This is a genomic window from Flavobacterium cryophilum, from assembly GCF_048286555.1.
In the GTDB taxonomy this organism is placed as follows: Bacteria; Bacteroidota; Bacteroidia; order Flavobacteriales; family Flavobacteriaceae; genus Flavobacterium.
The window spans coordinates 943,836-963,028 of sequence record NZ_JBLVPZ010000001.1 but is presented as its reverse complement, the minus strand read 5'-3'; the positions used below and the strand labels follow the sequence as shown (position 1 = coordinate 963,028).

At 33.5% G+C, this 19,193-nt stretch carries 22 protein-coding genes; 7 read left to right on the top strand and 15 right to left on the bottom strand.

All coding sequences use genetic code 11. The features are described from left to right. Position 1 precedes the first annotated feature (1 nt). Positions 2-910 (bottom strand): 16S rRNA (cytosine(1402)-N(4))-methyltransferase RsmH, encoded by a 909-nt coding sequence (gene rsmH / locus ACNQGJ_RS04330; RefSeq protein ID WP_417969725.1) that lies wholly within the window; start codon positions 908-910, stop codon positions 2-4. Further along, on the bottom strand, positions 885-1,358 hold the full coding sequence (gene mraZ, locus ACNQGJ_RS04325; protein WP_417969727.1) for a division/cell wall cluster transcriptional repressor MraZ: 474 nt from the start codon (positions 1,356-1,358) through the stop codon (positions 885-887). The genes rsmH and mraZ overlap by 26 nt, the downstream gene beginning before the upstream one ends. Before the next feature lie 381 nt (positions 1,359-1,739). On the opposite strand from mraZ, the gene ACNQGJ_RS04320 reads away from it, so the two are divergent. Continuing rightward, on the top strand, positions 1,740-2,513 hold the full coding sequence (locus ACNQGJ_RS04320) for an alpha/beta fold hydrolase (protein ID WP_417969729.1): 774 nt from the start codon (positions 1,740-1,742) through the stop codon (positions 2,511-2,513). Positions 2,514-2,545: 32 nt separating this feature from the next. Continuing rightward, entirely contained in the window at positions 2,546-3,166 is a 621-nt protein-coding gene (yihA, locus tag ACNQGJ_RS04315; RefSeq protein ID WP_417969731.1) for a ribosome biogenesis GTP-binding protein YihA/YsxC, read from the top strand. 78 nt (positions 3,167-3,244) lie between these two features. On the opposite strand, the gene gldC is transcribed toward yihA, so the two are convergent. Together gldC and gldB are read right to left on the bottom strand one after the other, a co-directional pair. Further along, entirely contained in the window at positions 3,245-3,580 is a 336-nt protein-coding gene (gene gldC, locus ACNQGJ_RS04310; RefSeq protein ID WP_417969733.1) for a gliding motility protein GldC, read from the bottom strand. Further along, complete coding sequence (gene gldB, locus ACNQGJ_RS04305; protein ID WP_417969735.1) at positions 3,580-4,536, bottom strand: gliding motility lipoprotein GldB; 957 nt, start codon at positions 4,534-4,536, stop codon at positions 3,580-3,582. The genes gldC and gldB overlap by 1 nt, the downstream gene beginning before the upstream one ends. A 100-nt stretch (positions 4,537-4,636) precedes the next feature. On the opposite strand from gldB, the gene nadE reads away from it, so the two are divergent. Both nadE and ACNQGJ_RS04295 read left to right on the top strand, forming a co-directional pair. After that, positions 4,637-5,437 carry an NAD(+) synthase gene (gene nadE, locus ACNQGJ_RS04300; RefSeq protein ID WP_417969737.1) on the top strand — a complete coding sequence of 267 codons (801 nt, stop codon included), beginning with the start codon at positions 4,637-4,639 and terminating at the stop codon, positions 5,435-5,437. A gap of 94 nt (positions 5,438-5,531) precedes the next feature. Next, on the top strand, positions 5,532-6,161 hold the full coding sequence (locus tag ACNQGJ_RS04295; RefSeq protein ID WP_417969739.1) for a LuxR C-terminal-related transcriptional regulator: 630 nt from the start codon (positions 5,532-5,534) through the stop codon (positions 6,159-6,161). A gap of 117 nt (positions 6,162-6,278) precedes the next feature. Here the strand turns inward: ACNQGJ_RS04295 and dnaG are convergent, their stop codons facing one another. From dnaG to rlmN, 6 genes are all read right to left on the bottom strand, one after another. Then, a complete protein-coding gene (gene dnaG, locus ACNQGJ_RS04290; protein WP_417969741.1) occupies positions 6,279-8,255 on the bottom strand; it encodes a DNA primase in 1,977 nt (658 codons plus the stop codon). Positions 8,256-8,370: 115 nt separating this feature from the next. Beyond that, positions 8,371-9,411 carry a hypothetical protein gene (locus ACNQGJ_RS04285; RefSeq protein WP_417969743.1) on the bottom strand — a complete coding sequence of 347 codons (1,041 nt, stop codon included), beginning with the start codon at positions 9,409-9,411 and terminating at the stop codon, positions 8,371-8,373. A gap of 32 nt (positions 9,412-9,443) precedes the next feature. Further along, entirely contained in the window at positions 9,444-10,133 is a 690-nt protein-coding gene (locus ACNQGJ_RS04280) for a hypothetical protein (protein WP_417969745.1), read from the bottom strand. Beyond that, a complete protein-coding gene (locus ACNQGJ_RS04275; RefSeq protein ID WP_417969747.1) occupies positions 10,120-10,680 on the bottom strand; it encodes an RNA polymerase sigma factor in 561 nt (186 codons plus the stop codon). The genes ACNQGJ_RS04280 and ACNQGJ_RS04275 overlap by 14 nt, the downstream gene beginning before the upstream one ends. 149 nt (positions 10,681-10,829) lie before the next feature. Further along, positions 10,830-11,807, bottom strand: a complete 978-nt coding sequence (locus ACNQGJ_RS04270) for a polyprenyl synthetase family protein (RefSeq protein ID WP_417969749.1) — start codon at positions 11,805-11,807, stop codon at positions 10,830-10,832. 79 nt (positions 11,808-11,886) lie between these two features. Then, positions 11,887-12,930, bottom strand: coding sequence for a dual-specificity RNA methyltransferase RlmN (rlmN, locus tag ACNQGJ_RS04265; RefSeq protein ID WP_417969751.1), 1,044 nt, complete (start codon positions 12,928-12,930; stop codon positions 11,887-11,889). A 198-nt stretch (positions 12,931-13,128) separates the two neighbouring features. Between rlmN and ACNQGJ_RS04260 the strand changes: the two genes are divergently transcribed. From ACNQGJ_RS04260 to ACNQGJ_RS04250, 3 genes are read left to right on the top strand one after another with little or no spacing between them, the layout of a single operon-like run. After that, on the top strand, positions 13,129-13,380 hold the full coding sequence (locus ACNQGJ_RS04260) for a hypothetical protein (RefSeq protein WP_417969753.1): 252 nt from the start codon (positions 13,129-13,131) through the stop codon (positions 13,378-13,380). Further along, complete coding sequence (locus ACNQGJ_RS04255; RefSeq protein WP_417969755.1) at positions 13,373-13,672, top strand: type II toxin-antitoxin system RelE/ParE family toxin; 300 nt, start codon at positions 13,373-13,375, stop codon at positions 13,670-13,672. The genes ACNQGJ_RS04260 and ACNQGJ_RS04255 overlap by 8 nt, the downstream gene beginning before the upstream one ends. Further along, positions 13,672-14,313, top strand: coding sequence for an O-methyltransferase (locus ACNQGJ_RS04250; protein ID WP_417969756.1), 642 nt, complete (start codon positions 13,672-13,674; stop codon positions 14,311-14,313). The genes ACNQGJ_RS04255 and ACNQGJ_RS04250 overlap by 1 nt, the downstream gene beginning before the upstream one ends. Before the next feature lie 140 nt (positions 14,314-14,453). Here the strand turns inward: ACNQGJ_RS04250 and ACNQGJ_RS04245 are convergent, their stop codons facing one another. The 5 genes from ACNQGJ_RS04245 to ACNQGJ_RS04225 form a co-directional block, all read right to left on the bottom strand. Then, positions 14,454-15,026, bottom strand: a complete 573-nt coding sequence (locus ACNQGJ_RS04245; RefSeq protein WP_417969758.1) for a phosphatase PAP2 family protein — start codon at positions 15,024-15,026, stop codon at positions 14,454-14,456. After that, complete coding sequence (locus tag ACNQGJ_RS04240; RefSeq protein WP_417969760.1) at positions 15,026-15,502, bottom strand: Sec-independent protein translocase subunit TatA/TatB; 477 nt, start codon at positions 15,500-15,502, stop codon at positions 15,026-15,028. The genes ACNQGJ_RS04245 and ACNQGJ_RS04240 overlap by 1 nt, the downstream gene beginning before the upstream one ends. Before the next feature lie 110 nt (positions 15,503-15,612). After that, entirely contained in the window at positions 15,613-17,856 is a 2,244-nt protein-coding gene (locus tag ACNQGJ_RS04235; protein WP_417969762.1) for a M1 family metallopeptidase, read from the bottom strand. A gap of 60 nt (positions 17,857-17,916) precedes the next feature. Further along, positions 17,917-18,423 (bottom strand): DUF6702 family protein, encoded by a 507-nt coding sequence (locus ACNQGJ_RS04230; protein ID WP_417969764.1) that lies wholly within the window; start codon positions 18,421-18,423, stop codon positions 17,917-17,919. Next, positions 18,420-19,175 carry a hypothetical protein gene (locus tag ACNQGJ_RS04225; RefSeq protein WP_417969766.1) on the bottom strand — a complete coding sequence of 252 codons (756 nt, stop codon included), beginning with the start codon at positions 19,173-19,175 and terminating at the stop codon, positions 18,420-18,422. The genes ACNQGJ_RS04230 and ACNQGJ_RS04225 overlap by 4 nt, the downstream gene beginning before the upstream one ends. Positions 19,176-19,193 lie beyond the last annotated feature (18 nt).

The following is a 19,193-nucleotide window of genomic DNA, read 5'->3' as shown; positions in this document are numbered from 1 at the left end:
ATTATCTCTTTTCAGCTATTCTTAATTTAGCACTTCGTGCTCTATTATTCGCCTTTATTTCAGTATTATCGGGTACAATTAATTTTCCAACTGTTTTAAATGGTACTGAAAAATTACCAAAAAAGTCACGTTCCGGTTCGCCTTCAAACATTCCGTTTTTCATAAATCTTTTCACCAATCGGTCTTCTAATGAATGGTATGAAATCACACTTAACCTTCCGCCGGGATTCAATACTTCTAAGGATTGTTCCAAAAATTCTTTCAAAACATCCATTTCCTGATTCACTTCAATTCGAATAGCCTGATAGATCTGAGCCAATATTTTATTTCTAACTCTTTCTGGTAAATATTTTGCCAAAACTGCTTTTAATTCATCCGTTGTTTTAATCAGTTGCTCCTCTCGGGCTTCTATAATTGTTTTTGCCAAGGCAGGCGCATTTTTTAATTCCCCATAATCCAGGAACACCCTTCTTAAATTTGCTTCGTCATATTCATTGACAACTCGGTAGGCATTTAAATCATTTTTCTGACTCATTCTCATATCTAAATCTGCATCGAATCGAGTTGAAAACCCTCTTTCCGGAACATCAAATTGATGAGACGAAACCCCTAAATCAGCCAAAATCCCGTCTACACTTTTCACCCCATAAAAACGCAAAAACCGTTTTATAAATCGGAAATTCTCATTGATAAGCGTAAATTTTTCATCGGGTAAGGCATTCGCCAAAGCGTCTTCATCCTGATCAAAAGCAAATAACTTTCCGTTTGGTCCGAGTCTTTTCAAAATTTCTTTTGAATGCCCTCCACCACCAAAAGTTACATCTACATAAATACCGTCTGGCTTAATATTTAAACCATCTACTGATGCCTGAAGCAAAACCGGATTATGATATTCCATTGTCGTCGTCATTTATATTTCCCATTACTTCTTCTGCTAAATCCGCAAAATCAACATCTTTGCCATTTATTGATTTTTCATACAAATCTTTATCCCAAATCTCAACAATATTTACGGCTGATGAGAATACCACTTCTTTGGCAATACTCGCATACATTACTAAATCTTTAGGTACTAATAATCGCCCTAAAGCATCGATTTCAACCACTTTAACCCCGGCAGTAAACCTGCGGATAAAGTCATTATTTTTCTTTACGAACCGATTCAGTTTATTGATTTTTTGCATCATTACATCCCATTCATTCATAGGATACAACTCTAGACAGGGCTGAAAAACGGAACGCTTCAAAACAAAACCGTTTTGAAGTGAAGAAGCCAATTGCTTTTTTAAAGGTGCCGGCAACAGCAACCTCCCTTTAGCATCGACTTTACATTCATATGTTCCAATAATTGTATCCAAGCAAAAAATATTAAATGATGTAGAGCAAAAATATAAAAAATAATACCACTATTTACCACTATCTACCACTTTGTTGATAAGTTTAACTATTATTGAGAAAAAACCGTTACTTTTTGGACTGTCAGAATGTTAGCTGTCAAAAATTTTATTTGTAAGAAAGGTAATGTTATTAAAAAAAGGCCGTACGATAGGTTGAAATTTCAATTTAAAATGGCAGAAATACGTTTGAAATTATTGAATTTTAAAACCTAAAAACAGACGAAAGGGAGCTCCTTAATTCCATCAACGCACATAATTTTACAATTAAAAATTGTTGTAAAAATTCATTTTTATTTATTAAATCCTATATTTGTCAAAATTGAAAATCCGCATTCAAAAAAAATGGAAAAACACTATAAAAAAGAAGGTAGATATAGCTATTATGAAGCTGGTGAAGGAACTCCCATTGTTATCTTACATGGGCTTATGGGTGGACTTAGCAACTTTGATGCTGTTGCAAGTTACTTTTCTACAAAAGGATATAAAATAATCATCCCAGATTTACCTATTTACACTCAAAACATTTTAAAAACGAATGTGAAAAGTTTTGCAAAATATGTAAAAGATTTCATCACGTTCAAAGGCTTAGACAGAGTAATTCTATTAGGAAATTCATTAGGCGGTCATATTGCTTTGTATCACACGAAAATGTATCCTGAAAAAGTGGCGGGACTTGTAATTACCGGAAGTTCTGGACTTTACGAAAGCGCAATGGGTGATAGCTATCCCAAAAGAGGGGATTATGAATACATCAAGAAAAAAGCTGAAGATGTATTTTATGATCCAAAAGTAGCCACCAAAGAACTTATTGATGAAGTTTACGAATCCGTCAATGACCGAATAAAATTGATAAAAACATTGACAATTGCCAAAAGTGCCATTCGTCATAATATGGCAAAAGATTTACCAAAAATGCACGTTCAAACGTGTATAATTTGGGGAAAAAACGACAAAGTTACGCCTCCGGATGTTGCAGAAGAATTCAATAAATTGTTGCCTAATTCTACCTTATTCTGGATCGATAAATGTGGTCACGCTGCTATGATGGAGCATCCTGATGAATTTAATCGTTTATTAGAAGGTTGGTTAACGCACACACATTTATCCGTACATTAATCCTAAAAAGGAGAATTTTACACTTAGAAAAAATGAAAATTAATACCGCCGAATTCGTTATCAGCAACTCCGATGTAACCAAATGTCCGAAAGACTTTTTGCCGGAATACGCTTTTATTGGCCGATCAAATGTTGGGAAGTCCTCGTTGATAAACATGCTGACGAATCAAAAAAAACTAGCTAAAACGTCCGGAAGGCCAGGGAAAACGCAATTAATTAATCATTTTTTAATTAATAACAATTGGTTTCTTGTCGATTTGCCAGGATACGGTTATGCTAAAGTTTCTAAAAAAACAAAATCAATTTTTCAGGAATTTATCACTGATTATTTTGAAACTAGGGAGCAACTCGTTTGTGCATTCGTTTTGATTGACATTCGTCATGAAGCGCAAACCATAGACATTGAATTTATGTCGTACATGGGAGAAAGCGAAATCCCTTTTTGCATCGTTTTCACCAAAGCTGATAAAATCAGTAAAGTAAAAATTGACTCGCACGTTGCCGCTTACAAAAAGAAAATGTTTGCTAACAATTGGGCCGAAATGCCTCATTATTTTGTTACTTCAGCAACTGAATCTACTGGAAAAGAAGAATTATTAAGCTACATTGACGAAGTAAATCAAGAAGTATTCAAAAACAACAATCAGTTTTAAAAACTTTACTTTTTGCTAAAAATAAAATCCCAAAACTAAATATAGTTTTGGGATTTTATTTTAGCCGTAGCATCTGCGTTATTTTGTTAGCTCCAGTTTCTCGGCAAAATAATCACAAAAATCCTTCATAGTATCTGCCATTTTTTCGTCATCTGTAGCCCGTTTAAATGTTTCGGACATTGCTACTAAAGTTTGGTGAAAGAAAATTTTCATTTCGTCAACCGGCATTTCTTTAGTCCATAAGTCAATTCGCATGCTTTCTTTTGTCTTGCTATCCCAGATCGATAACATTATTGCTTTTGCCTCTTCTAGTTCTACCCCACCGTCTTTGGCGGACCACATTAATTTTTCCGGAACACGGTTTTCATCTAATTCTATTAGAAACTTAATTTCTGATGTATTTTTATTTGACATTACTTTTTGGGTTTGTATTTTGATTTCACAAATATTTCTTTTGCATCGGTTTTTAATAAATTCACTAACGGCACGTCATTATTTTTTGCATAAGAGCGTACCATTTGCCATCCTATCCAGGCACCGACCTTTCCTGGAGATTCATTGTCAATTTCCAAATAAAATTTAGAAAATGGAGCCGGATTAATAAACCGGGAAATTAACTTTTGATCATTACTGTAAAGCATTTCTTTTTCAATAAAATAACGCCACATATAACTTTCATTTTCTTGACACCATGTTATTTGTTTTGGTGTATATCCCATTTTTTCGGCATCGGTATAATCCGGCAAAAGTAAGTCTTTTAAATACAATTGCTTTCCGTAATAAATCATTTGACTTAACAAATTTTTATCTGATACAGGAGGTATTTGGCGTTCTGAAAAACTCGTTACGATATCGGGGGCTATTTGTCTTTCGTCAAAATTTTGTGTTAAATAATTGGGGAATTGATAAAATTTATGGTTTTCCCCTAAATACAGTTCAAGTGAAATAATAACCAAACTGTCCGCATAAATAGCCTTGTTTTTATAATCCATTTCAGAGATTATAGTAATTACTTTCGGTGTTTTTGCTGTAGGAAAATAATATTTAATGTGTTTAAAAAGTGTTTCTAACTCCAATTTTACGGGTTCAAAATCGCCATATTTTTTTTGAACTTCTGTGTACAATTCTCTCCATAACGGATCTTGCATTTTATTCAACCAAACACTATTATCATTTTCTGGAGGAAAAAAAAACGGAAATTGTTTTTTTACGTTTTCTAAATCCTGTGGTTGTGTTTCAAAAAATATTTTATCAAAGCGCACAACTTTTAGTTTTAAAGGAATTGCCGTAACAGCACTTTCTACTTTATTCTTCTTGTCACAAGACAAAATAAAGAGACAAAAGACTACAAGAAACAGATATTTTTTCATATATATTAATTAAATTTGTTGCCAAAGAATCCATGGAAACGAATGCGCAATAACTTGATTTTGCAAATATACATTCCTGATTTTTAAAACGTAAACTATTATGACTAAAAAAAGCACATTACAAGTTGAAAAAGTGAATACCCATATTGTAAATTGGTTAAAAACATATGCTGAAAATGCAAAAGTAAATGGCTTTGTAATTGGGATTTCCGGTGGAGTAGATTCGGCAGTTACCTCAACACTATGTGCACAAACAGGTTTAAAAGTTTTATGTGTTGAAATGCCCATCCATCAAGCACAAAGTCATGTAACTCGTGGACGAGAACATATTGAACAATTAAAAAAAAGGTTTCCTAATGTCTCTAGTATTGAAACTGATTTGAGCTCCATTTTTGAAACTTTTAAGACCGTAGTGCCTGCTGTTTCCGATACAGATAAGCTCCATTTATCGCTTGCCAATACTAGAGCACGGTTGAGAATGACAACGCTTTATTACTTTGCCGGCATTCATAGTTTATTAGTAGCGGGAACTGGAAATAAAGTAGAGGATTTTGGCGTGGGTTTCTACACAAAATATGGTGATGGCGGAGTTGATTTGAGCCCGATCGCTGATTTGATGAAGTCTGAAGTCTTTCAATTGGGAAGTTATTTAAAAATCCCCGATTCAATTTTAAATGCATCGCCTACTGACGGATTATTTGGTGATGAAAGAACAGATGAAGATCAATTAGGAGCCAGTTATGACGAATTGGAATGGGCAATGACACAAGATGAACTTCAACAGGATCCCGATGCTTTTTCAGTTAGAGAAAAAGCAGTATTTGAAATTTATAAGCGATTAAATACTACCAATCAACATAAAATGACAGCAATTCCTATTTGTTTTATCCCAAAAGATTAAAGAAATCACATTTTATATTGATTTACAATTAATTACAGAATTTATTTATTAATTTTACATTTCCAATTACAAATAATTCTAAAAATTAAAGATCATGATTAAAGTATGTATAGCCGATAATTATCCCGTCGTGCACTTTGGAGTAAAATCTTACTTTAAAGACAATGCAGACATATCAATTGTTGCCAATGTTGGTAATTTTTTGATGGTACGGGATATACTTTTAACTAAAGAGATTGATGTCTTAGTTTTAGATTTGGAGCTGGAAGGTCTTTCCAGTATTTTTGAGGTTAAAGCAGTCTTGAAAAATTTTCCAAAAACTAAAATTATTATCTTCAGTAGTCTTTCAGAACAAATTTATGCGCCCAATGCTATTAAAGCGGGAGTCTCAGGGTTCATCCACAAAAAAGAAAAACTAGAAACTTTAGGGATTTCAATTGTCAAAGTCCACCAAGGAAAGATAATTATCAATGAAACCGTAAAGAAAAATCTAGCATTAATTGCAAAACAAAGTAAGAGCGAACGCTTATATCGTAAGCTTTCTAATCGTGAAGTAGAGGTGTTACGCTATCTAAGTGACGGGAAGAAAAATCATGAGATAGCCGATATTCTAAAACTAAACGAAAAAACAATTAGTACGTACAAATTACGATTACTTACAAAACTAAATGTCACTAATTTAGTAGACTTGGTAAACAAAGCAAAAACTTTAGAGATAGTTTAAAACCACGACATAACTCTTCCTAATTTTTTTAAAAAACAATGGATTATTACATTAGTAATCCGTAATCATAGACAAAGGCTTTGTATTATTTGAATTAATTCAGATGATACAGAGCTTTTAATGATATTGCACAACTACTCTGCCTGTTTTATAAGAGAATTTTTTTCTAAGTTCATGGTAATCAATAATTTCAGACATTATTTCACTATTGTCCACCCCAGACTCTCTTGAAAGGGAATTTTTAGCATTTTCTACAAACTGACTGATTAAATACCACCTTAATGTAAATAAGTTGTCGGTCACATTTTGATTTAATTTTTCTAATTTAGTTTTAGGAAAAATATTTTGAGCCTCCCAATTGTCTAGTTTATATTTTTCATCATTCATTACTATATCTGTAATCACTTGGGCAAATTCTGGCTTTAAATGCATCAAATACAGTTCTAAATTGAAATTCTCCTTTTGCAAATAAATATTAATTAGATCATTGTATATGTCTCTAAATAAAATTGTCGCAAATTCTATTTCATCTTCTTGTAAACTTAAGTAAATTTCCTGATAAACTTTTGTCTCTTTCTTTACTGCCACATCACCAACTTCTCCTTCAGAATTAGTATCTATCAAAATCCCTTCAAATACTTCAGAAATATTACCATACAATAAAAGTATTTTTATAATTTCACTTTCTACAATACCTAAAGTATCTACTTTTTCTGCATCAGCTGGATTTTCATTTTTTACAACTTCAAAAGCCTTTTGCTCGTGTTTTTGCTTTTTGCCAACCTCAACAATATCTTTTTGAATCAATTGCGCCAAAGTACTTACAAGCACCTGCTCAGAAATATCCATAATTCGAGAACATTCCTGAATGTAAATTTCACGTTGAATTCTATCTGGAATTTTTGAAATGCTGACTACCATATCCCGAATTAAATCTGCTTTTTTTATTGGATCATTCTTGGCTTCATTCATCAAAAGCGATGCTTTGAACTGAATGAAATCTTTTGCATTATTTTCGAGGTATAAAACTAAATCTTCATAAGACGTTTTCTTGGCAAAACTATCCGGATCTTCACCGTCAGGAAATGTGCATACTTTTACATTCATTCCTTCTTCAAGAATTAAATCGATTCCGCGAATGGAAGCGCGCAAACCGGCAGCATCTCCATCAAAAAGAACGGTGATATTCTTTGTTAATCTATTTACTAATCGAATTTGATCTGGCGTCAAAGCTGTCCCTGAGGAAGCAACAACATTTTCAATTCCAGATTGATTGAACTGAATCACATCGGTATATCCTTCAACTAAATAACAATTATTCAATTTTGCAATGGATTGTTTGGCTTGAAAAATACCATACAGCACTTTGCTTTTATGGTAAATGTCACTCTCTGGAGAATTAAGGTATTTTGCCGCTTTTTTATCATTGGTTAAAATCCTTCCTCCAAAACCAAGAACTCTTCCTGACATACTTTGTATGGGAAACATCACACGCCCTTTGAACCTGTCGAAAGGCCTGTCATCTCTTGGAATTGTTAGTCCTGTACTTTCCAAGAACTCTAATTTATATCCTTTTCCTAAGGCTTCTTTCGTAAAAGCATCCCAAGCCTCAGGGGAGTACCCCAATCCAAATTTCTCTATCGTTTCATTAGTAAAACCTCGCTCTTTAAAATAGGAATAGCCAATTGCTTTCCCTTCTTCAGCATTTAAAAGTATATCATGGAAATACGTTTTTGCAAATTCCGAAACCAAATACATACTTTCTCGAACATCAGTATTCGCTTTCTCTTCATCCGATTGCTCCGTTTCTTCAATTTCAATATTGTATTTTCTGGCCAAATAGCGAATGGCTTCCGGATAGGTGAATTTTTCGTGTTCCATCAAGAAAGCTACAGAATTACCCCCTTTTCCAGAACTAAAATCTTTCCAAATTCCTTTGGCAGGAGAAACCATGAACGAAGGAGAACGTTCTTCAGAAAACGGACTTAGCCCTTTGAAATTGCTTCCTGCACGTTTCAAGTTTACGAAATCACCAATAACCTCCTCGACTCGAGCAGTTTCGAAAACAGTATCAATAGTGGCTTTTGAAATCAATTTTATTTGGGGTCAAAGTTATAAAGGGTCAAAGTTACAAAGTTTTTAAAGATTTAAACCCTTTCAGAGTTTGAAACTCTGAAAGGGTTCTTAAAAAAACTAACTAAAACAATTTTTAATTGAAATCAAAACGCAGTCCTAAAGAAACATTGTTTTGTTTCACTGCATTGTCTTTAAATAAAGGATTCAAATCATATTTCAAGTACAAACTAGTAGATTTATATCCAATATAAGTACTCAAACCATAGATGAAATCACTGGTATTAAAATTTCCTTTGGTTATTTCTCTTGACTTATACTCATCAATATCATAATTTATATGTTGCTTCGATTTTAGATTTGTACCGACGTAGCCTCCTAAACCTAGACGAAAACTATCATGTGTTTTAAAATAGGTTTTTCCATCTCTTTCTTTAGATTTTGTGAAGTCAAATTCTAAATGTATTGGAAATACTAAATTCACATTCTTGAAACGAGAATCATCCTGATGAATTGGATTTGCCTCAAGATTTGTTTGGCTTCCATTCACTATAAAATACCTATTATCCGTAACTCGCAAATTATTGTACATCACTGAAAGACCGTATTTTGCATGTAATAAATTGCTATTTTTTAAAATTCTGGTATTATAAGTCAATCCCCATTCATAAAAATGAGAGCCCAAATACCTAAAATCTGATTTTTCAACACTTTTATTAGTCACCACATTATTTAATCCTGCTGCAAAAACAAATTGCGACGTTGTTCTTTTTTCCCCCTGAATAGTATCATTAAAATCCTGCTTCCCGTTCTTTCTGTGAAAAGAAAAACTATAGGTTCGAACCGAATCCTGTTCTTTAATTTTCCCGTCAACTTTTTCCTGGACCAAGTTTTGTAATGCTTTTTGTTCTAGAGCCACTCTTGATTCAATGTTGATTGCTCTTGCTTCAGCCAATACTATCTTTTTTCGCTCTGCTTCTTCTCTCGTAATCGTACCGTTGATTAACTGATCATTAATCGCCCCAATTTCGATTTTCAGCGCGGCTTTTTCTTCTTTTGTAATTGTTTCAATTTTTGAGGCAATAATTTTTGCTCGTTTTTCAAATGTTTCCTGTCCAAGCATTTTACTGGCAAAAAAACATAACAGTACTACAAAGTAAATTGTAAAATTTCTCATGGTGATTTAATTTTAAAGGTGATTGATGATTTTTATTCTAAGTTACGATTGGTCAAAGCAACCTTAACCGTTTGGTAATTCTTGCTTACTTTATTGATTACTTTTTCTCGAAAGGAAAGCTCTAATTCTCCATCAACCTGCGACAGTAAATTACTTGCATTTACATGTACGACCGGTTTTTGGTTCAACTGATTTTCTTTTTTAGAAGGATTTCCAGCAACTGCTAATAGTTCGTCAACTGTAACATCGCTAGTTTGTGATTTGATTGATTTTTGAATTGCTTTTTGATTAATGATTGAAACTCGTGCTACTTGATTTTGATTTGAACTATCTTTAACGACGTTCCATCTTTCTTTTAATATTGGAACTCTGTTAGTTCGGTAATTTGACTTTGGAACAACATTGGTAACCAAGCCTTTTTCATCCTCCGCTTTTAGTTTTACAGGAGTATCAGGAATTATAATTTTTGGAACTGCAGAATTCTGAATAACAATCTTATTTTTCTGGTTTTCTATTTTACTTACATTTTGATTAAAATAAATCGTCCCTACTAATAGAAATCCAGTAAAACTTGCCGCAATCAGCAACCAAGGAATTTTAACTTTTGGTTTTTCAGCTATTGTAAGCATCGCATCCAATTTGCTCCAAGCAATTTCTGATGGTTTGATTTCCCGAGAATTTAATTGCTCTTTGAACTGTGTTTCTAATTTATTCGGTTCCATAACTGTAACTTTTTAACGTACTAATCTGTCCTTGCAACATTTTTCTGGCATGTGACAATTGCGACTTTGATGTTCCTTCACTAATCCCTAACATAGTGGCAATTTCATGGTGTTTAAATCCTTCAATAGCATATAAATTGAAAACCATTTTATAGCCATCCGGTAAACTGTCAATCAAAAATTGAATATCGGCTATTGAAAATTGGCTTTCGATGTTATTAAAACTTTCTTCAATATAGGTTTCATCGTCACTATATTTCAGCTTTTTTTCGACTCGGATAAACGAAATACATTCATTGACCATAATTCTTCTAATCCAACCTTCGAAACTTCCTTTGTATTGAAAATTCTTCAAATTGGTAAACACTTTCATAAAAGCAGTAAGCATGATATCTTCGGCCAGATGAATGTCTTTTATGTATTGGCGGCAAACGCTTAACATTTTTGGAGAAAACCGGGTATAAATCTGCTGTTGCGCCTGACGATTATTTTCGACAGCTAACTGGATTAATTCCTTTTCCGCTTGATGTAAGTTGATTACTTTCAAAATCTTTATAAAGTGTTTCTATAAGTATAGACGAGTGGCAATGCAAAAAGGTTGCATCTTAAATAGAAAAAAAAATGATTTTAAAATTGAAAAGCCAAAAAATTCAATAAAATCAATAGTTAACGAGAGAAACCTATTTAAAAAAATAATTATTTTTTTCTTTCAATCACGTAATTCACCATCAAAATTAGCGCCTCTTTAAACTCAGAATCCAAATAATTATCTAAAAGCAAAAGTGCTTCTTGCTGAAATTCTATCATTTTTTGTTCGGCATATAGCAATCCGTTACTGTTTTTTACAAAAGCAATAACTTCTTTGACGCGTTTTTTATCTTTATTATGGTTTTTAACGGAATTAATAAGCCATGTTTTCTCTTTTGGAGTACAGGTGTTTAAGACGTGAATAAGAGGCAAAGTCATTTTTTGTTCTTTGATATCAATTCCGGTTGGCTTACCAATGGCATCTTCGCTATAGTCAAATAAATCATCTTTTATTTGGAAAGCCATCCCAATGAGTTCTCCAAATTTCCGCATGTTTTCTACCTGAATTTCATCCTCAATAACGGATCTTGCCCCTAGAGCACAACAAGCAGCAATAAGCGTCGCTGTTTTTTGTCGAATGATTTCATAGTAAATATCTTCTGTGATGTCGAGTCTTCGGGCTTTTTCAATTTGAAGTAGTTCGCCTTCACTCATCTCGCGTACAGCAACAGAAATAATTCGGAGTAAATCAAAATCACCATGATCTATAGAGAGCAATAATCCTTTGGACAATAAATAATCACCCACAAGTACCGCAATTTTATTTTTCCAAAGTGCATTAAGCGAGAAAAAACCTCTTCTGCGATTGCTGTCATCCACTACATCATCGTGAACTAATGTCGCAGTATGTATCAGTTCGATCACACAAGCCCCGCGATACGTTCGTTCATTAACTGTTCCTGATGACATCATTTTGGCAGTCAGAAAAACAAACATAGGGCGCATTTGCTTTCCCTTTCTGTTTACTATGTAATAGGTGATTCTATTTAATAAAGCCACTTGCGAAGTCATTGATTCATAGAACTTTTTTTCAAAAAGTTCCATTTCATTGACAATAGGCTGTTTTATTTGTGATATAATATTCATTAGAATTCAAAGATACAATTTTAGCATGCATTCTTACGAATGCGTGCATTCTTTTGAATCTTTTTCCAAAAGAAACCCTTTATGCTTCTTTATTTGCCAGTTGTCCACAAGCTGCGTCAATATCTTTTCCGCGGCTTCTTCGCACTTTTACCACAATTCCGTTTGCCTCCAGTGCTTTTATGTACGCGATAATTGATTCTTCAGAAGCTTGCTGAAACTCTCCATCATCAATGGGATTGTATTCAATAAGATTCACTTTGCATGGAACGTATTTACAAAACTTCACCAAGGCATCTATTGACGCTTTATTATCATTGATATCTTTCCAAACGACGTATTCGTAAGAGATCTTACTTTTGGTTTTTTGGTACCAATATTCTAATGATTCGCGTAAATCTGCCAAAGGAAAATTAGCACTAAACGGCATAATTCTAGAACGAATCTCATCGATTCCCGAGTGAAGAGAAACTGCTAATTTGAATTTCACGTCATCATCTGCTAATTTCTTAATCATTTTTGGAACTCCCGAAGTGGAAACCATAATGCGCTTAGGCGACATTCCTAAACCTTCTGGAGACGTAATCATTTCAATGGCTTTCAATACATTGTTGTAATTCATAAGCGGTTCTCCCATTCCCATGAAAACAATATTCGACAATGGATGATTGTAATACAAACGACTTTCTTTATCAATGGCAATTACCTGATCATAGATTTCAGCGGGCTCTAAATTTCGCATTCTTTTTAATCGCGCTGTAGCGCAAAAGTTGCAGTCTAAACTACAACCTACTTGACTCGAAACACATGCTGTAGTTCTTGTATTTGTAGGTATTAAAACTGATTCTACCACCAAACCGTCGTGCAAACGTACCGCATTCTTTACAGTCCCATCCTCACTGCGTTGCATGGTATCTACTTTAATGTGATTGATGACAAAATATGTTTCCAGCATAGTTCGTGTTCCCTTGGAAACATTGGTCATATCTTCAAAACTATGTGCGCCTTTGCTCCACAACCATTCGTACACTTGATTCCCACGAAAAGCTTTATCATCATTTGCGACGAAAAAATCACGTAGTTGTTCTTTTGATAAGGCTCTTATGTCTTTTTTCTCGATTTCCATGGTGCAAATTTAATGACAATTTGTTGATTTGCGATTTGATAATTTGATAACTTTGTTTTCCATTGAAAAAAACTCCAAAATGCATTTCAATTCCCAAGAATTAGAAGATTAAAATTAGAAAAAAATCGATATAGCAGAACAGATACAATAAAGAAACCTATTATAATTTTTTGTAAATTTGTATATAAATTACTAAAAATGGGGCTTCCAGAATTAAAACAAAAAATTAAACTTCAATTAGATTTAGCAGACGAAAGAGTACTTCGTATTGTATCATCCGTATTTGATAATTATTTGAATGAAATTGTTTCTTACGATGCAAATGGAAAAGCTTTAACACTTTCGGAATATCAGAATAAGGTTGAAGAAGGATTAGAAGATATTAAATACAACAGAGTAATTTCTCAAGAAAATCTTATTGAAGAGATGAAAAACTGGAAAAATGAGTAATACTAATTATGTCATTTTTTGGACTGCTAATGCTAAACTTGATTTAAAAGACATTTATCTTTCGTTAGAAAAAAATATTTCTCTCCTTGTTGCCTCTAAAATAACCGATGAAATTTTCGAAAGTTTAAATTCAATAACTTTTCCTGATCAATTTCAAATTGATGAATACCGAATTGATTGCAGAAGAATAATTACCCGAAACTACAAAATACTTTACCAATTCCATCACAACACAATTTACGTTGTTAGAATATTCAATACTTTTCAAGACCCAATAAAAAGTTTAAGATAATGCATTTCATTTCCCAAGAATTAGAAGAGTATATACAGCAACATTCTGAAAAAGAGCCGGCTTTACTGGCTGCATTAAATAAGGAAACTTATCAAAAAATTCTATTGCCACGAATGTTGAGCGGACATTTTCAAGGACGGGTTTTAAGTATGTTGTCTAAGTTGATTCGGCCGGTGACTATTCTAGAAATTGGAACGTATACGGGTTATTCTGCATTGTGTTTGTGTGAAGGCATGCAGAAAACCGGACAGTTGCATACGATTGACATCAAAGAAGAGTTAGTTGATTTTCAAAGAAAACATTTTGACAGATCACCATGGGGAAAACAAATTTTCCAGCATTTGGGAGAAGCAATTGACATCATCCCAACGCTTAATGTAAAATTTGATTTGGTTTTTATCGATGCCGATAAGGAAAACTACCTCAACTATTTTGAATTGATTGTTCCAAAAATGAATACAGGTGGAATTATTTTATCGGATAATGTGTTGTGGAGCGGAAAAGTTCTGGAAGCACTACAACCCAATGATTTGAGTACGAAAGTATTATTAAAATACAATACGGTATTAGCAACCGATTCCAGAGTGGAAACAGTTTTGCTGCCTATTCGCGATGGATTGACAGTGAGCCGAGTTCTTTAGTCAGAATGTTTTTATTGAAAACAAATGCCTTAGCCCTGATGGAAGCGGCATCCTTTTCTAGTCCTGAACTAATTTCAGGATGAAATAGGTTCAGGACTAGAAAAGATACAGCGTAGGGCAGGAGAAAGCTCCGGAGCTATTTAAAAATTATTATTGTGGAAAATATTTTTGTGTGCCATTTGATATCCTTTATACATCAAAAAGCCGAACGAAAATCCAAATATATAACCTGATAAAATATCTATTGGATAATGCAATCCCAGGTAAATTCTACTGTATGCAAAGACGAGCGGCCACAAGAATAAGAAGCCAAAAAATTTGATTTTATCTTTAAAATTAAAGTATAAAAATGTCGCCACCGCCATTGAATTTGCAGCATGACCAGAGAAAAAGCTAAATGAATTTCTGATTTGAACTATGCGAATAAAGGAATTGATTTCGGGATTATTACAAGGACGTAATCGTTGAAATCCATTCTTGAACAGGTTTGTTGTTTGATCGGTAATTGTAATTAAAACGGCTACGAAGAGTAAAAAATACAAGGTTTGTTTGGCGCCAAGTTCTTTATAAATAAAATATAATAGGAGTAAAAAAAGAGGGATCCAATTGCTTTGCCTAGTGATTAATAACCAAAGTCCATCATACGTTTCTGATCCTAACCCATTTAAAAAAACAAAAAATTTTGTATCTAAAGACAGTAATTTTTCCAACATTATACTTGACGTTTTATAGGACCTGTAATGTCTTCTATAACTTCTTTAGTTGTTTCGATTTGCGTGGTTGTTTCGCCCAGTAAATTATCTTTGGATTTAGTAATTTCTGAGGTGATATTTTCGGTTATATTTTTTATTTCAGTCGCATCGCCCAGTAAATTGTCTTTGGCCTTATTAATTTCTGAGGTGATATTTTCGGTTATATTGTTCAATTCAGACGTATCGCCCAATAGATTATCCTTAGCTTTATTGATCTGCGATGTAATATTCCCTCTTAAATCGGTTAATGTTTTGGAATCAAATCCGTTAGCCTCTGCTCCTTTTTGAATTTCACCTTTTATGTCGTTTGTAGCATTTTTTAATTGCGCCATCGCTTTACCCATCGTGCGGGCAATTTCCGGTACTTTATCCGACCCAAAAAGCATGAGTACTATAAACATGATAAAAATTAACTCGCCTCCTCCTATGCCAAACATATTTCCTATTTTTTATTGCTACAAATATACCTAATTTTGAATCTTTGACTTTTAATTTTTTCATAAAAAAAAGACTCTTTTCAGAGTCTTTTTAAATTTTATGTCTTTATTTAGTCAAATTTAGACTTTACCTCTTCTTTTGGCCAAGCATTATTGGTAACATCAATATCAGCTGTTTCCAATTTTGGATCTATTTGAATCTTTTTTATTGCTTTTTCGGTTGCATAAACTTTCTTAGCGGTATCATTGTTTTTTCTCCAAATTTGAGCTGGATATTTGAATGTTTCTTTCGTATCATCGTCGTATGTCAACTCAACAATAATTGGCATTAACATTCCTCCCGGTTTATTAAACTCTACTTCGTAAAAATACTTAGGAGATTTTAATTTTAATCTTTCATCCGCAGAAAAGTTTTGGTTTACATAGTCAGATAGTAAATTAACCTCTGCAATTGCCAATGCTTTCTTCTCTTTAGCGGATAATTCATCACTTGTTCCAGGAACTAAATAAACAAAAGGTCCTTTATCTTGTCCAAAACGTCCTTTTTTTACCACTGCATCTTTCAATTCTTTTGTTGCCTTCTCAGACACGTAATACTGTTTTACTTCTTTCACTCCGATATCTACAAAATCAGTGGAGTAAAACCATCCTCTGAAAAACCAATCTAAATCTACAGCCGATGCATCTTCCATAGTTCTAAAAAAGTCTTCTGGTGTAGGGTGCTTGAATTTCCATCTGTTTGCATATACTTTGAACGCATGGTCAAACAACTCTCTTCCCATGATCGTTTCTCGAAGGATATTTAAACCCGTTGCCGGCTTACCATACGCATTAGCTCCAAATTGAACTATCGTTTCAGAATTAGACATAATAGGCTCTAAGAATTTTTGATCACCACTCATGTACGGCACAATTTTACTTGCTGGTCCACGACTTGAAGGGAAATTTGTTCCCATTTCTTGTTCAGCCATATATTGCATAAAAGTGTTCAGACCTTCATCCATCCAAGACCACTGACGCTCATCGGAATTTACGATCATAGGAAAGAAATTGTGTCCTACTTCATGTACAACTACACCAATCATTCCGTTTTTAGTACGTTCACTTGTTACCCCTTTTTCATCAGGACGACCATAATTCCAGCAAATCATTGGATATTCCATACCTTGATCTTCTGCTGAAACAGAAACTGCTTTTGGATAAGGATAATCAAAGGTGTGCGCTGAATAACTTTTTAATGTATGAGCCACAGTTTTAGTAGACGTTTCTCCCCAAAGTGGATTACTTTCTTTAGGATATATTGAAATTGCCATCACTGTTTTGTTAGTCAATTGCACTGCCATTGCATCAAGAATAAATTTTCTAGATGTAGCAATACCAAAATCCCTTACATTTTTAGCACTAAATTTCCATGTTTTTTTCTTTTCTGAGAACCCTTTTTCACTTGCTTCTGCTTCCGCCTGAGTAACAATTACAACTGGTTTATCAAATGATTTTTGAGCCAGTTCGTATCTTTTTACTTGCGCCGCTGTAAACACATCACTTCTGTTCATCAGTTCCCCTGTAGCTTCCATAATGTGATCCGCAGGCACGGTGATATTTACATCAAAATTTCCAAAAGGCAGTGTAAATTCTCCCGTTCCCCAAAACTGCATATTCTGCCATCCTTCAACATCATTATAAACGGCCATTCTAGGATAAAACTGAGCAATTACATATAATTTATTTCCTTCTTTTTCAAATAATTCATAGCCTGAACGACCACCATCCTGTCTGTAATTATTAATATTATACCACCAATTGATAGAAAAAGTAAATTTTTCGCCAGGTTTCATTGGAGTTGATAAATTAATACGCATCATGGTTTGATTGATGGAATAGGACAACGGATTCCCTTTTACATCTTTCACAAACTCAATGTTAAAACCACGTTCTTGCTCTTGCTTTAAAAACTTGTTTGCGAAATTTCCAGCAGGAAAAACTTGTTCCATTCTTTGGCTTTCAGCCAGTGGAGTTTGTGACGTTTTCGCAGCTTGATTTTGGTCTAGCTGTACCCATAAATACTCTAAAGTATCAGGAGAATTGTTATAATAAGTAACGGTTTCAGAACCAGTCAATTTAGATTTTTTGTCATCAAGCTCTACATTTATCTTGTAGTCAGCCTGTTGCTGATAATAAGCCGGACCCGGAGCTCCCGAAGCAGTACGAAACATATTAGGCGTTGCTAATAAATCATACATTTGGCTAAACTTATTGGTGTCGTATTTTCCTGTTTGTCTAGTTGTTCCAGGTGCCGTTTTTTCTTGGGCAAATAAAATTGCGGGAAGAAGTAATAATAATGTAAATTTTTTCATAAGTGAAAATATGGTTATTCAGTGCGTGAAAATAATAATTTAAAACAAATTTCTCTGAATTTATTCGTATTTTAACATTCCTTTGGATGTGGACTCTGTAAATAATAATGTATTTTTTACACCAGCCACATTAAAATGCATAATATTCTGTTGTTCTGAATTACCTTCTATGATAACGGAGTTGTATATTTCGAGTGAATTAATTTTAGGAATTTTCTTTATACTTAAATAACAAATTAGTACATCTCCCTCCATTTCTTTACTTAACAGATTGATGGGCTTGCTTTGTCCATTTATTTTTATGGAGAATTTTTCGCTTAAATATTTTTTTAATAAAATCAAATCCTCCTCTGTTTCTTTTTCAGAACCCAAATTGATTTTTTTACTGTACTTTTTTCCAACTGCGCTATTCAAATCATCAACAAAAATACGAGCAGTGATTTGAAGCATGTCTTTTTGGGGAGCGTAATTTACTTGGTATAACGCTACATAAAATTTATGTACGCCAAAAGAAGCCAACGTTAAAAATAATAACCCAAAAAAAGTAATTAAGATTGTTTTTTTCATTTTTCAAAAGTAGTAATTCTTTTAAACTCTTCGTTCTTGGTGATTAAAAAATCAATTAGTAAAAATTCATCTTCTTGTTTTAAAAGACTTTTTGATTTTGGATCATTTTCGCAATACTGCAGAAAAAACCCAATTTCCTCGTTTTTTAACTTTAATGTATTAGTAAAGAAATAATTGTCAATTCCTTTCGAAACCACATCTGAGAAATCTACAGCCGAATTCAAATCTGTTTTTTTTGCCGAATCAGTCCTAAACAATTTAGAAACCATTTTATATACCCTAACAAAATCCATTCCATTTTCTATGGTTCCATCCGAAGGCATTGTTCTATTCACTGGTGAAGATTTTGCATCGTCAAAAAATTGCATGTCGACGATGCCCTGTGAACTGCCAGTTATTGGTTTTATCTCCGCTTTCCGTTTCACAATAACTTCCTTCAGCAGCGTAGTTTGCGCCTCTAAACTTACTACAAACAAAGGTTTTGAAAAATCTGTTTCCTGAATCACAATCTTTTTAGACTTGAAAGAAGGACTTGAAACCAGCAATGTATCTTTGGCTTTCGCCAAAACATCAAAAAAACCTTGGTTACTAATAAAAGTTCTTATTTTTGAATTCAAATTAAAAACATATCCGTTGTCCACCGACCCGGATCCATTTATAAATTGGCCGTGCAATGATTTTCTATTTTCATTTTGACTAAAAGAAAGTTGACAAAAGAAAAGCAAACAAATGATTTTTAGTGTAGTTTTCATCTCGGATTGATTTTTTTA